Raw genomic sequence first — 13,647 nt, forward strand, 5'->3', positions numbered from 1 at the left:
CGGTGCGGGGACCGGAGTCGACTCAGCCGGCCAGGCAGGACGGGCCGAGCAGCACCTTCAGGTCGCCGAAGAGGGCCGGGTCGGCCGTCACCCGGTGCCGGTCGAGCCGGAGCACGGTGGTGGTCCGGGGGCCCTGGAGCTTGATCCGTACCTCGGTGTTGCCCTTGTGGTGCTTGAGGATCTCGCCGAGCCTGCTGACCATCGGCGGGGTCACCTTCACCGTCGGGATGGTGAGGATCACCGGCGCGTTGGTCCCGGCGTTCGACAGGTCGGGGACCATCAGCTCCATGGCGACGAGGCGGGGGATGTCCTCGCGCTTGTCGAGCCGGCCCTTGACGAAGACGACCGTGTCCTCGACGAGCTGGGTGGAGACCAGCTGGTAGGTGGCCGGGAAGAACATGCACTCGATGGAGCCGGCCAGGTCCTCGACGGTCGCGATCGCCCAGGCGTTGCCCTGCTTGGTCATCTTGCGCTGGAGGCCGGAGATGATGCCGCCGATGGTGACGACCGCGCCGTCGCCGTGCTCGCCGCCGGTCAGCTGGGAGATCGCCGCGTCCGTCTTGTCGGACAGGACGTGCTCGATGCCGAAGAGCGGGTGGTCGGAGACGTAGAGGCCGAGCATCTCGCGCTCCTGGGCGAGCAGGTACGACTTCTCCCACTCGACGTCGGAGAACTCGACGTCCAGGCCGAAGCCGGGCTCGTCGCTCGTCTCGTCGCCCATGCCGCCGAAGAGGTCGAACTGTCCCTCGGCCTCCTTGCGCTTGACGGCGACCACGTTGTCGATCATGGGTTCGTGGTGGGCGACCAGGCCCTTGCGGGTGTGGCCCATCTCGTCGAAGGCGCCGGCCTTGATCAGCGACTCGACGGTGCGCTTGTTGCAGACGACGGCCTCGACCTTGTCGAGGAAGTCGGGGAAGGAGGAGTACTTCCCCTTGGCCTTGCGCGATTTGATGATCGACTCGACGACGTTGGTGCCGACGTTCCGGATGGCGGAGAGGCCGAAGAGGATCACGTCGTCGCCCTGGGCGGCGAAGTTCGACTCGGACTCGTTCACGTTGGGCGGCAGGACCTTGATGCCCATGCGGCGGCACTCGTTCAGATAGACCGCGGACTTGTCCTTGTCGTCCTTGACCGAGGTGAGGAGTCCCGCCATGTACTCGGCGGGGTGGTTGGCCTTGAGGTAGGCGGTCCAGTAGGAGACCAGGCCGTAGGCGGCCGAGTGGGCCTTGTTGAAGGCGTAGCCGGCGAAGGGGACCAGGACGTCCCAGAGGGCCTGGATGGCCTCGTCGCTGTAGCCGTTCTTCTTGGCTCCGGCCTGGAAGATGGTGAAGTTCTTCGCCAGCTCCTCGGGCTTCTTCTTGCCCATGACGCGGCGGAGGATGTCGGCCTCGCCGAGCGAGTAGCCGGCGATGATCTGGGCGGCCTTCTGCACCTGCTCCTGGTACACGATGAGGCCGTAGGTGACCGCGAGCACCTCTTCGAGCGGCTTCTCCAGCTCGGGGTGGATCGGGGTGATCTCCTGCTGCGCGTTCTTGCGCAGGGCGTAGTTCGTGTGCGAGTTCATGCCCATCGGGCCCGGCCGGTACAGGGCGGACACGGCGGAGATGTCTTCGAAGTTGTCGGGCTTCATCAGCCGCAGCAGCGAGCGCATGGGGCCGCCGTCGAACTGGAAGACACCGAGGGTGTCACCGCGCTGGAGCAGTTCGAAGGTCTTCGGGTCGTCGAGCGGCAGGGCCAGGAGGTCGAGGTCGATCCCCTTGTTGGCCTTCACCATCTTGACGGCGTCGTCCATGATCGTGAGGTTGCGCAGGCCCAGGAAGTCCATCTTGAGCAGGCCGAGCGACTCGCACTGCGGGTAGTCCCACTGCGTGATGGTGACGCCGTCGGTGTGCCGCACCCAGATCGGCGCGTGGTCGACGATCGGCTCGCTGGACATGATCACGCCGGCCGCGTGCACGCCCATCTGGCGGACCAGGCCCTCGACGCCCCGGGCGGTGTCGATGACCTTCTTGACGTCCGGCTCGTTCTCGTACATCGCGCGGATCTCGCCGGCCTCGCTGTAGCGCGGGTGCGAGGGGTCGGTGATGCCGTTGAGGTCGATGCCCTTGCCGAGGACGTCGGCGGGCATGGCCTTGGTGAGGCGGTCGCCCATGGCGTACGGGTAGCCGAGGACGCGCGCGGAGTCCTTGATGGCGTTCTTCGCCTTGATCTTGCCGTAGGTGCCGATCATGGCGACCTTGTCGGAGCCGTACTTCTCCGTCACGTACCGGATCACCTCGACGCGCCTGCGCTCGTCGAAGTCGATGTCGACATCGGGCATCGAGATGCGCTCGGGGTTGAGGAAGCGCTCGAAGATCAGTCCGTGCGGGATCGGGTCGAGGTCGGTGATGCCCATGGCGTACGCGACGATCGAGCCGGCCGCGGAGCCTCGGCCGGGGCCCACGGCGATGCCCTGCTTCTTCGCCCACATGATGAAGTCGGCGACGACGAGGAAGTAGCCGGGGAAACCCATCGAGATGATCGTGTCCATCTCGTACTCGACCTGCTTCATGCGGTCGTCGGGGATGCCGCCGGGGAAGCGGCGGTGCATGCCCCGCATGGTCTCCTCGCGGAACCAGGTGACCTCGGTGAACCCCTCCGGGATGTCGAACTTCGGCATGAGGTTCTTCTCGACGAACATGCCGTCGGTGGTGACCTGCTCGGCGACCAGGAGGGTGTTGCGGCAGCCCTCCTGCCAGGCGTCCGAGGAGTCGACGGCGTACATCTCGTCCGTGGACTTCAGGTAGTACCCGGTGCCGTCGAAGCGGAAGCGGTCCGGGTCGGAGAGGTTCTTGCCGGTCTGGATGCAGAGCAGGGCGTCGTGCGCGCCGGCCTCGTGCGCGTACGTGTAGTGCGAGTCGTTGGTGACCAGCGGCGGGATGCCGAGCTTCTTGCCGATCTCCAGGAGCCCGTCGCGGACCCGGCGCTCGATCTCGATGCCGTGGTCCATCAGCTCCAGGAAGTACCGCTCCTTGCCGAAGATGTCCTGGTACTCGGAGGCCGACTTGAGGGCCTCGTCGAACTGGCCGAGCCGGAGCCGGGTCTGCAGCTCGCCGGAGGGGCAGCCGGTGGAGGCGATGAGCCCCTCCGACCACTGGGAGATGGTCTCCTTGTCCATCCGGGGCCACTTCTGCAGCCAGCCCTCGGCGTACGCGTCGGAGGAGAGCCGGAAGAGGTTGTGGAGTCCGGTGGCGTTGGCCGCCCAGATCGTCTTGTGGGTGTAACCGCCGGAACCGGAGACGTCGTCCCGCTTCTGGTGCGGCTGTCCCCACTGGATCTTCCGCTTGTTCCGCCGCGACTCGGGGGCGACGTACGCCTCGATGCCGATGATCGGCGTGACCCCCGCCTTCTTCGCCGAGTGGAAGAAGTCGTACGCCCCGTGCAGGTTGCCGTGGTCGGACATGGCGATGTGGGTCATGCCCATCTCGTTGCACGCGTTGAACATGTCCTTCAGCCGCGCGGCACCGTCCAGCAGCGAGTACTGGGTGTGGACGTGGAGGTGCGTGAAGGGCGGCTTGGTCACGGGGGAGGCCTCCGACTGAATTTCTGGGGGGACAGCGTGGAAGTCTACGTCGGCCGACTGACAACACGCGGGCACTCGGGGGTACGGTCGCGCGTTGGAGGACCGGGAACACCTGTCCCATTTGTCATGAGCAGCATTGCACCAGGAGGCACCCTCGATGTCGGTCCCGCAGCCCACCGCAGCCGAGCGCGGTGAGCACATCCTCGCCGTCTTCGACACCGCCTTCGGCGAGCTCCTCGCCGCCGACCCGGCGGCCTTCCGCGTCAAGTTCCGGAAGATGGCCGGATCCGCCTTCGCCTTCTACCGGGGCACGGCGTGCCTGTTCTACTCGGACCTGGAGCGCGACACCGCCGGGCGGGTGGGCGGGAGCATAGATGCCGGCCCGTACCTGGACGAGCAGACCGGCCGGGTCTGGATCCACGGCGATCTCCACGCCGAGAACTTCGGCACGTACATGGACGCCAACGGCCGGCTCGTGTTCAACGTCAACGACTTCGACGAGGCCTACGTCGGCCCCTTCACCTGGGACCTGAAGCGCCTCGCGGCCTCGCTCGCCCTGATCGGCTACGCCAAGGCGCTCAGCGACGAGCAGATCACCCACCTGGTCCGGGTCTACGCCGCGGCCTACCGGGAGCGGATCCACGCGCTCGCGACCGGCGCCAAGGGCGACGAGGTCCCCGCCTTCACCCTGGAGACCGCCGACGGGGCGCTGCTCGGCGCCCTGCGCGAGGCCCGGGCGCTGACCCGCTTCGGGCTGCTCGACTCGATGACCGAGATCCGCGACTTCGAGCGGCGCTTCTCGGCGGGCGGCGGCGCGATCGAGCTGGACGCGGCCACCCGGTACAAGGTCCTGGCGGCCTTCGACGGCTACCTGGAGACCCTGCCGGAGTCCTCCCTGGCCCGCCCCGACTCGTACCGGGTGAAGGACGTCGTCGGCCGGCGCGGGATCGGCATCGGCTCCGCCGGCCTCCCCTCGTACAACATCCTCCTGGAGGGCAACAGCGACGCCCTGGAGAACGACGTCGTGATCTACCTGAAGCAGGCGCAGACCCCCGCGGTCTCGCGGCACGTCACGGACCCGGCGGTGCGGGGCTACTTCCGGCACGAGGGCCACCGCACCGTGATCTCGCAGCGGGCGCTCCAGGCGCACGCCGACCCGTGGCTGGGCTGGACCGAGCTGGACGGCGCCGGCCAGCTGGTCGCCGAGGTGTCGCCGTACGCGGTGGACCTGGACTGGTCGGACATCGACGACCTCGACGAGATCGCGGCCACCGTCGCCGACCTGGGCCGGGCGACGGCCACGATGCACGCGGCGGCGGACGACGAGAGCGGCCACTCCCTGGTGCCGTTCTCGACGGAGCGGGCCATCGACGCGGCCATCGCCGCCGACGAGGAGGGCTTCGCCGGGCTCCTGGTCGACTTCGCCCACACGTACGGGGCGCGGGCGCGGGCGGACCACCAGATCTTCGTGGACCTCTTCCGCAACGGCCGGATCCCGGGACTGTAGGGGCCGGTGCGGCCCTCCACAGACTTCCTTTAAGGACGTCTTACGGGCCGGCATGGGACACTCCACGACGATGGACATGGCAGGGACGCAGCTGAGGGCGCTGCGGGCGGCGTTCTTCACGGCACTGGTCGTGACGCTGTCCGTGGCGTCCCACGTGCTGCTCTCCCGCGTGCCGCTGCCGCTGGGGACGGTCGTCCCGGTCGCGGCCGGCGTCTTCGCCGTGGCGTACGCGCTGGCTGGCCGCGAGCGCGGTCTCGGCCCGATCGCCGGGCTCCTCGTCCCGCTGGAGCTGGCCGCCGACACCCTGTTCACCAGTGGTCAGGCGGTCTGTTACGGCCCCGCGGGCGGCCCGGTCGCCGGTTCGCTGCGTGCGGTGGGGGTGGAGGTGTTCTGCGGCGGCGCCGTGGGCACGCCGCTGCCCGGTGTGGCGACCCCGCAGAGCGGGGACGCGGCCGCGCTGCTCGACTCCCCCGACCCGGCGCTGCCGTGGCTGCTGCTCCTGGCCCATGTGGGCGTGGGACTCTCGGCGGCGTGCTGGCTGCGCGGCGGGGAGCGGGCCCTGGCCCGGCTGCTGCGCGCGGTGGAGGCCTTCGCGTTCCGGCCGCTGCTCCTCGTGGTGGCCTTCTTCCGGGCCGTGGGTCCGGCGCCGCTGCGGGCCGGGCGTCCGGCCGGGCGGCCCCGGTCCTCCCGTGCCCGGCTCCTCGTGCACTCCGTCGGGCGGCGGGGGCCGCCGCGTCAGGTGCTCGCTCTCGTCTGAGCGGGTCCCGCGCGTCCCCCTGCCTTTCCCCACTTTCACGGAGATCACGATCATGAGTGCACGCAACAGCCACGCCAACAAGGCCGCCGCCCGCGAGCGGCTGCGCGAGGAGCGCGAGCGTCAGGCGAAGAAGGACCGGGTTCGCCGGCAGGTGATCGTCGGCGTCTCGGCCGTGGCCGTCCTGGCCGCCGCCGGCGGCATCGGCTACGCCGTCGTCCAGTCGAACAAGCCCTCCCGCTGGGAGGCGGCCGCCGACGCGAAGTCGGTGACGGCCCCGAAGAACACCACGGGCACGAACGGCACGACCGTCGTCATCGGCAAGGACTCCGCGAAGAAGACGCTGGAGCTGTACGAGGACTCGCGCTGCCCGGTCTGCGCGACCTTCGAGCAGACCGTGGGCTCGACGGTCGAGAAGGACGTCGAGGCCGGCAAGTACAAGATCCGGTACGTCGGTGCCACCTTCATCGACAACGGCATCCCGGGCGAGGGCTCGAAGAACGCCCTGTCGGCCCTCGGCGCCGCGCTGGACGTGAGCCCGGAGGCCTTCCTGAAGTACAAGGCCGCCCTCTACTCCACGAAGTTCCACCCGGAGGAGAAGGACGACAAGTTCGCGAAGGACTCCTACCTCCTCGAGGTCGCGGACTCTGTCCCGGCCCTCAAGGGGAACGCCGAGTTCAAGAAGGACGTCGAGGACGGCACCTTCGACGCGTGGGCGATGAAGATGTCGAGCGCCTTCGACGCGAGCGGGGTGACGGGCACCCCGACGCTGAAGATGGACGGCAAGGCGGTCACGGTCGCGGGCACGAAGAACCCGCCGATGACCGTGGCCGAGTTCGACACGGCGATCGCCGCGGCCCTGAAGGCCTGACGCCCTCCCTCCCCCCTCCTCTCGGCCCCGGACCGGACAGGTCCGGGGCCGAGGTGTACCTCCTGCTCGGACGGGTCCGGGGCCGAGGTGTACCTCCTGCTCGGACGGGTCCGGGGCCGGCGCGCACCCCCGCTCGGACGCGTCCGGGGCCGGCGTGTCACCCGGCTCGGGCGTCCGTGGGGCGACGAGTCGGCGAACTTCCTGAATTCGCCTGCCCCTCGGGCGTACTCGTCAGTAATCTGACTGCCCGTGACCAGTCGTTTCATATCCCCTGCCCCCACCCGTCGTTCGGTCGTCAAGGCCGCCGCCGCCACCGCCGTCGTCGCGCCCGCGCTCCTGGGCGCGGCGTACCCGGCGCTCGCGGACACCGGGGCACCCGCCTTCCTCCACGGCGTCGCCTCCGGCGACCCGCTGCCCGACGGCGTCCTGCTCTGGACGCGCGTCACCCCCACCCCCGAGGCCGTGCCCGGATCCGGGCTCGGCCCCGACGTCCCGGTCGGCTGGGAGCTCGCCGAGGACCGCTCCTTCGCCCGGGTCGTCGCCTCCGGCACCACCACGGCGAGCGCCGTCTCCGACCACACCGTGAAGGCCGACGTCCGGGGCCTGCGCCCGGCCACCGCCTACTGGTTCCGCTTCACCGCGGGCGACTCCGTCTCCCCCACCGCCCGCACCCGCACCGCGCCGGCGGCCGACGCCGCCGCCCCCGGTGTCCGGTTCGGCGTGGTCTCCTGCGCGAACTGGGAGTCCGGGCACTTCTCCGCGTACCGCCATCTCGCGGCCCGCGCCGACCTGGACGCCGTCCTGCACCTCGGCGACTACCTGTACGAGTACGCCACCGGCGCCTACCCCGAGGCGAAGTACGTCGTCCGGCAGCACGAGCCGCGCCACGAGATCGTCTCGCTCGCCGACTACCGCACCCGGCACGGGAAGTACAAGACGGACGCGGACCTCCAGGCCCTGCACGCGGCGCACCCGGTGATCGCGATCTGGGACGACCACGAGTTCGCCAACGACGCCTGGTCGGGCGGCGCCGAGAACCACACCCCGGGCGCCGAGGGCGACTGGGCGGCCCGGGTCGCCGCCGCCAAGCAGGCGTACTTCGAGTGGATGCCGGTCCGGGCCTCCACGGAGGGCACGGTCTTCCGGCGCCTGCGCTTCGGCAGGCTGGCCGATCTGCACCTGCTCGACCTGCGGTCGTTCCGGTCCGCGCCGGCGAAGACGGGCAGCGGCACGGTCGACGACCCGGAGAGGAGCATCACCGGCCGCGCGCAGCTGGACTGGCTGAAGGCCGGGCTCGCCGGCTCGGACGCGGCCTGGCAGCTGGTCGGCACCTCGGTGATGATCTCGCCGGTCGCCTTCGGCGCCCTGCCCGCCCACCTCCTGGAGCCGCTGGCCGGGCTGCTCGGCCTGCCGAAGGAGGGGATCGCGGTCAACGTCGACCAGTGGGACGGCTACACGGACGACCGCAAGGAGCTGCTCGCGCACCTGACCGCGCGGTCGATCCGGAACACGGTCTTCCTGACCGGTGACATCCACATGGCCTGGGCCAACGACGTGCCGGTGAAGGCCGCGACGTACCCGCTCTCGGCCTCGGCGGCGACCGAGTTCGTGGTCACCTCGGTGACCTCGGACAACCTGGACGACCTGCTCCACGTGGCGCCGGGCACGCTCTCGGTGGTGGCCGCGGGCGCCGTGAAGGCGGCCAACCGGCATGTGAAGTGGGTGGACATGGACCACCACGGCTACGGCGTGCTGGACGTGACCGCCGCGCGCTCGCAGATGGACTACTACACGGTCTCCGACAAGGCGGACCCGGCCGCGACGACGGCCTGGGCGCGCTCGTACCGGACGCTGAGCGGAACGCAGCGTGTCGAGCGGGTGTACCAGCCGGTGCTGTGATCGCCCTCCTGACGGCGATTTTCAGCCATGATCCCCTTTGTTAACGGGAGATCACATCGCTACGGCGGGTGGTGGGTTCCGGCGATCGAATCCGGACACACCACCCGCCTCCGTCACATGGCTCGTTACGTCCGTGTCTCAAACCCTGGAAGCGGCGCAAGTTTTTCTTCCCGATGCCCCGAATTGCCCCACGAATGATTGGGCTTGATCAATCCTCAACGACCTGTGACATGGACGCGTAATCTCCGGGCGGTGGCGAGGAAGTCCCTCTTCACAACCCCCCGCAAGGAGTCACCGTGCGTGCTCTTGTCCGCATATCGCCGCGTATGACACGTCGTCTGATGGGCACCGCCGTTCTGGCCGGAACCCTGGCCATCGCCCCCCTGTCCGCCCCCGTGGCCGCCCCCGCCGGAGCCACCCTGGCCTCCGCCGAGGAGTGCGCGGACGGCACGACGGCGCTCTCCGGCGCCCGCAAGGCGCGCGGCGCCGCGGACCACGCCGCCGAGCCCAACGAGGTCTCCGCCGCCAAGGCCAAGGCCATGGACGACGACCTGAAGAAGAAGGTCTCCGCGGCCCGCGCCTCCGGCCGGCTCAGCGCCACGGCGGCCGCCGCCGGCGCCACCGTCCCCGTCTACTTCCACGTGATCCACAGCGGCACGACGGGCAAGCTCAGCGCCACCGCCATCAACAACCAGATGGCGGTCCTGAACGCGGCCTACGGCGGCCAGGGCACCGGCAACGCGAACACCAACTTCCAGTTCACCCTGGCCGGGACCGACTACACGGACAACGCCACCTGGTACAACCTGTCCGACGGCACCCAGGCCGAGAAGGACATGAAGAACACCCTCCGCAAGGGCGGCGCCAACGCGCTGAACGTCTACACCGCCAACCTCGGCGGCGGCCTGCTCGGCTGGGCGACCTTCCCGTCCTCGTACAAGGCCAGCCCGAAGATGGACGGCGTCGTCATCCTCGACGCCTCGCTGCCCGGCGGCTCCGCGGCCAACTACAACGAGGGCGACACCGCCACCCACGAGGTCGGCCACTGGATGGGCCTCTACCACACCTTCCAGGGCGGCTGCACGGGCAACGGCGACTACGTCTCCGACACCCCGGCCGAGAAGAGCGCCGCGTTCGAGTGCCCGACCGGCCGTGACTCCTGCACCTCCAAGGCCGGCGTGGACCCGATCCACAACTTCATGGACTACACGTACGACTCCTGCATGTACCAGTTCACCTCGGGCCAGGTGACCCGCATGAACGACTCCTGGACGGCGTACCGCGCCTGACGGAGTGCCCGAAGCGGAGAGGCGTGGCCCCCGGGGAGCTCCCCGGGGGCCACGCCCCTTCTCCGTACCGTCCTACAGGCTGTCCAGGAAGGACATCGCCACCGCCCAGGTCCGCTCGGCCGCCTCCTCGTCCCAGTCGGGCAGCTCCGGGTCCGTGTACACGTGCCCCGCGCCCCGGTAGCGGTAGATCTCCACGTCCGCCCCGGCCTTGCGCATCTGGAGGTACCAGGAGGACAGCCAGTCGTCCGTCTCGAACGGGTCGGGCTCGGCCACGTGCAGCTGGACCGGCAGCTCGTCCACCGAGGCGGACTCCGCGATGTCCGAGGTGCCGTGGAGCAGCAGCAGGCCGCGCGCCTTCTCGTCCCCGAGCGCCAGGGTCTGCGCGATCGAGGCCCCGAGGGAGAGGCCCATGTAGACCAGGCCCCGCTCGGAGTAGGGCGCGGCGGCCAGGACCGCCCGCTTCAGCAGCTCGTCCTTGCCGATCTCGTCCCGCAGCACCACGCCCTCCTCGACCGTCCCGACCGTCCGGCCGTCGTAGAGGTCCGGCGTCCAGACCTGGTGCCCGGCGGCCCGGAGCCGATCGGCGGCCGCCTCGACGGAAGGGGTCAGCCCGTAGGCCGAGTGGAAGAGCATGATGTCCATGCGTCCCATCCTGCCACCCGCCACCGGGAGCCCGGCCGTCAGCGCATGCTGCGCACGTCCAGCTGGCGCAGCACCCGGTCCACCACCTCGGGATCGGCGCCCGGTTCGCTGCGCGCCGCGAGGACCTCGTGCCGGGCGGCCGACATCAGCTCCCGCTGGATCCGCTGCACCGCCTTGAACCGCTTCGTCCGCTCCACGAAGGCGGCCCGCCGCTCGTCGTCCACCATGTCGGGGCTGATCCGCGCCCCGATGTCGTACGCCCCGCGCAGCAGCCGCTCCTGGACCTCCTCGGGCAGCTCCTCCACCTCCTCGATCTCCTTCAGCCTGCGCTTGGCCGCCTTCGCGGCCCGGATCGCGAGGTCCCGCTCCAGGGCGCGCTCGGCGTCCGCGTCGGCCCGCACCCCGAGCCGCTTGACCAGCCAGGGCAGGGTGAGGCCCTGGACGACGAGGGTGGCGATGATCACGCAGAAGGCGATGAAGACGATCTCGTCGCGGCCGGGGAAGGGCGCGCCGTCGTCGGTGCGGAGCGGGATGGCGAGCGCCAGCGCGACCGAGGCCACCCCGCGCATCCCCGCCCACCACATGACGACCGTCTCCCGCCAGCTCATCGGGATCTCCTCGTCGACGTCCCGGAACGTGTGCAGTCTCTTCGCCAGCCAGGTGGCGGGGAGCAGCCACAGGAGCCGGACGCCGACGACCACGCCGACCACGGCGACGCCCCAGCCGAGCATCCGCCAGCCGCGCCCCTCGGCGACGCCGAAGACGTGGATGAGCTCCAGGCCGATGAGGCCGAAGGCGATGCCGGTGACGAGGGTGTCGACGATCTGCCAGAAGGTCTGTCCGGCGAGCCGGCCCATGACGTCGTCGGCGTCGGCCGCGTGCTCGGCCAGGAAGAGCGCGGTGACCAGGACCGCGAGGACGCCGGAGCCGTGCAGCTCCTCGGCGAGGACGTAGCTCACGAAGGGGACGAGCAGGGTGAGGCCGGTCTGCAGGGTGACGTCGCCGAGGAGGCCGATGAGCTTGTTGCAGAGCCAGCCGAGCGCCAGGCCGACGATCACGGCGACCACGGCGGACAGCACGAACTCGCCGAGCGCGTCGGGCCAGGAGAAGGAGCCGCTGACGACGGCGGCGATCGCCACGTGGTAGAGCACGATCGCGGTGACGTCGTTGAAGAGGCCCTCGCCCTCCAGGATCGACACCAGCCTGCGGGGCAGCCCGAGCGAGCCGGCCACGGCGGTCGCGGCGACCGGGTCCGGCGGCGCGACGAGGGCGCCGAGGGCCAGCGCGGCGGCCAGCGGGAGACCCGGCACGAGCGAGTGCGCGACCGCGCCGACGGCGGCGGTGGTGACGAAGACCAGGGCCACCGCGAGCAGGAAGATGGGCCGCCGGTTGGCCGCGAACTGCCGCCAGGAGGTGCGCTGCACGGAGGCGTACAGCAGCGGCGGAAGCACCAGCGGGAGGATGAACTCCGGCGGGATGTCGACGTTCGGTACGAAGGGCAGGAAGGCCAGCGCGATCCCGATGAGGGTCATCAGGACGGGCGCGGGCAGTCCCAGCCGGTCGCCGAGCGGCACGGTGAGCAGGGCGCCGAGGAGCAGCAGGAAGAGCAGGGCCAATTGATCCACGGCCCCACCCTGTCACGTACGCCCGTTTTGAAGGCAATCGCCCCCACTGGAGGCTTTAGAGCGTGCGCCTCATGGCCCGGTGCGGCATGCCCGCGTCCGGGAACTCGGGGCCGTACGCCACGTACCCGAGCCGCTCGTAGAAGCCCAGCGCGTGGGTCTGCGCGTGCAGGTCGACGGCGCTCAGGCCGCGCTCCCGCGCCACGTCCTCGATGCCCCGCACGAGCGCCGCGCCGATCCCGAGGCCGCGCGCCGCCTTCGCGACGGCGAGCCGGCCGAGCGAGCCCACGGAGGCGTCCCCGCCGGTCCTGCCGAGCGCGTCCGCCCCGTGCAGGAGGCGTCCGGTGCCCAGCGGCACCCCGTCCGCGCGGACCGCGAGCACGTGCACCGCGGTCGCGTCGTACGGGTCGTACTCCAGGTCCTGCGGAACGCCCTGCTCCTCGACGAAGACCTCGCGGCGCACCGCGAAGCACGCCTCAAGGTCGCCGTCGCCGACCGCCTCGCGGACGTCGTACGTGTCGCTCACTGGCTCTCCGAGGCGATCCGGTCGAGGGCCTTCTGCAGGTCTTCGGGGTAGGTGCTGGCGAACTCGACCCAGGACCCGTCGCCCGGGTGCTCGAAGCCGAGGCGGACGGCGTGCAGCCACTGCCGGGTCAGGCCGAGGCGCTTGGCGAGCGTCGGGTCGGCGCCGTAGGTGAGGTCGCCGACGCAGGGGTGGCGGTGGGCGGACATGTGCACCCGGATCTGGTGGGTGCGGCCCGTCTCCAGCTTGATGTCGAGCAGGGAGGCCGAGCGGTACGCCTCGATCAGGTCGTAGTGCGTGACGGAGGGCTTGCCCTCGGCGGTGACCGCCCACTTGTAGTCGTGGTTCGGGTGGCGGCCGATCGGCGCGTCGATGGTGCCGCTCATCGGGTCCGGGTGGCCCTGGACGAGCGCGTTGTAGCGCTTGTCGACCACGCGCTCCTTGAACTGGCGCTTGAGCGAGGTGTACGCGTACTCGGACTTGGCGACCACCATCAGGCCGGAGGTGCCGACGTCGAGGCGGTGCACGATGCCCTGGCGCTCGGCGGCGCCGGAGGTGGAGATGCGGTACCCGGCGGCGGCGAGACCGCCGATGACCGTGGTGCCGGTCCAGCCGGGGCTGGGGTGCGCGGCGACGCCGACCGGCTTCATGATCACGACGATGTCGTCGTCGTCGTGGATGATCTCCATGCCCTCGACGGGCTCCGCGACGACCTGCACGGGCGCGGCCGCGCCCGGCATCTCGACCTCGAGCCACGCGCCACCGCTGACCCGCTCGGACTTGCCGACGACGGAGCCGTCGACCTGGACCTTCCCGGCGGCGGCCAGCTCGGCCGCCTTCGTACGGGAGAACCCGAACATACGGGCGATGGCGGCGTCGACGCGCTCGCCCTCCAGGCCATCGGGAACGGGCAGGGTGCGGATCTCGGGACTCGTGCTCACCCGTCGAGTATGCCTTGTGCCGGGAGTGCTCGGTCCT

At 70.5% G+C, this 13,647-nt stretch carries 10 protein-coding genes; 5 read left to right on the forward strand and 5 right to left on the reverse strand.

Features of this window, described 5'->3' with window-relative positions; translation table 11 throughout:
• Positions 1-22 precede the first annotated feature (22 nt).
• The gene (dnaE, locus tag ACN9MM_RS10800) at positions 23-3,562 is read right to left on the reverse strand and encodes a DNA polymerase III subunit alpha (protein WP_426363411.1); all 3,540 of its coding nucleotides are present in this window, start codon (positions 3,560-3,562) and stop codon (positions 23-25) included.
• Between the two features lie 157 nt (positions 3,563-3,719).
• Between dnaE and ACN9MM_RS10805 the strand changes: the two genes are divergently transcribed.
• The 5 genes from ACN9MM_RS10805 to ACN9MM_RS10825 all read left to right on the forward strand — a co-directional run bounded on the left by ACN9MM_RS10805 (position 3,720) and on the right by ACN9MM_RS10825 (position 9,882).
• A complete protein-coding gene (locus ACN9MM_RS10805) occupies positions 3,720-5,069 on the forward strand; it encodes a DUF2252 domain-containing protein (RefSeq protein ID WP_426363412.1) in 1,350 nt (449 codons plus the stop codon).
• A gap of 70 nt (positions 5,070-5,139) precedes the next feature.
• On the forward strand, positions 5,140-5,826 hold the full coding sequence (locus tag ACN9MM_RS10810; RefSeq protein WP_426363413.1) for a hypothetical protein: 687 nt from the start codon (positions 5,140-5,142) through the stop codon (positions 5,824-5,826).
• Between the two features lie 52 nt (positions 5,827-5,878).
• Positions 5,879-6,694: a thioredoxin domain-containing protein gene (locus ACN9MM_RS10815; protein ID WP_426363414.1), complete on the forward strand. Its 816-nt coding sequence runs from the start codon at positions 5,879-5,881 to the stop codon at positions 6,692-6,694.
• A 249-nt stretch (positions 6,695-6,943) separates the two neighbouring features.
• Positions 6,944-8,593 (forward strand): alkaline phosphatase D family protein, encoded by a 1,650-nt coding sequence (locus ACN9MM_RS10820; protein ID WP_426363415.1) that lies wholly within the window; start codon positions 6,944-6,946, stop codon positions 8,591-8,593.
• 326 nt (positions 8,594-8,919) lie between these two features.
• Complete coding sequence (locus tag ACN9MM_RS10825; RefSeq protein WP_426363417.1) at positions 8,920-9,882, forward strand: zinc metalloprotease; 963 nt, start codon at positions 8,920-8,922, stop codon at positions 9,880-9,882.
• Between the two features lie 72 nt (positions 9,883-9,954).
• On the opposite strand, the gene ACN9MM_RS10830 is transcribed toward ACN9MM_RS10825, so the two are convergent.
• The 4 genes from ACN9MM_RS10830 to ACN9MM_RS10845 are packed head-to-tail and all read right to left on the reverse strand — an operon-like array spanning position 9,955 to position 13,610.
• Positions 9,955-10,524, reverse strand: a complete 570-nt coding sequence (locus tag ACN9MM_RS10830) for a dienelactone hydrolase family protein (RefSeq protein WP_426363418.1) — start codon at positions 10,522-10,524, stop codon at positions 9,955-9,957.
• A gap of 38 nt (positions 10,525-10,562) precedes the next feature.
• A complete protein-coding gene (locus ACN9MM_RS10835) occupies positions 10,563-12,149 on the reverse strand; it encodes a Na+/H+ antiporter (protein ID WP_426363419.1) in 1,587 nt (528 codons plus the stop codon).
• A 55-nt stretch (positions 12,150-12,204) separates the two neighbouring features.
• The gene (locus ACN9MM_RS10840; RefSeq protein ID WP_426363420.1) at positions 12,205-12,672 is read right to left on the reverse strand and encodes a GNAT family N-acetyltransferase; all 468 of its coding nucleotides are present in this window, start codon (positions 12,670-12,672) and stop codon (positions 12,205-12,207) included.
• A complete protein-coding gene (locus ACN9MM_RS10845; protein ID WP_426363421.1) occupies positions 12,669-13,610 on the reverse strand; it encodes an RluA family pseudouridine synthase in 942 nt (313 codons plus the stop codon). The genes ACN9MM_RS10840 and ACN9MM_RS10845 overlap by 4 nt, the downstream gene beginning before the upstream one ends.
• Positions 13,611-13,647 lie beyond the last annotated feature (37 nt).

The organism is Streptomyces sp. E-08, from assembly GCF_049913095.1.
Lineage (GTDB): Bacteria > Actinomycetota > Actinomycetes > Streptomycetales > Streptomycetaceae > Streptomyces.

What these genes read in the sequence shown, in the direction of transcription:
- ACN9MM_RS10805 (WP_426363412.1), top strand. Translation starts at nt 3,720, where the DNA reads ATGTCGGTCCCGCAGCCCACCGCAGCCGAGCGCGGTGAGCACATCCTC.
- ACN9MM_RS10810 (WP_426363413.1), top strand. Translation starts at nt 5,140, where the DNA reads ATGGACATGGCAGGGACGCAGCTGAGGGCGCTGCGGGCGGCGTTCTTC.
- ACN9MM_RS10815 (WP_426363414.1), top strand. Translation starts at nt 5,879, where the DNA reads ATGAGTGCACGCAACAGCCACGCCAACAAGGCCGCCGCCCGCGAGCGG.
- ACN9MM_RS10825 (WP_426363417.1), top strand. Translation starts at nt 8,920, where the DNA reads ATGACACGTCGTCTGATGGGCACCGCCGTTCTGGCCGGAACCCTGGCC.
- ACN9MM_RS10830 (WP_426363418.1), bottom strand. Translation starts at nt 10,524, where the DNA reads ATGGACATCATGCTCTTCCACTCGGCCTACGGGCTGACCCCTTCCGTC.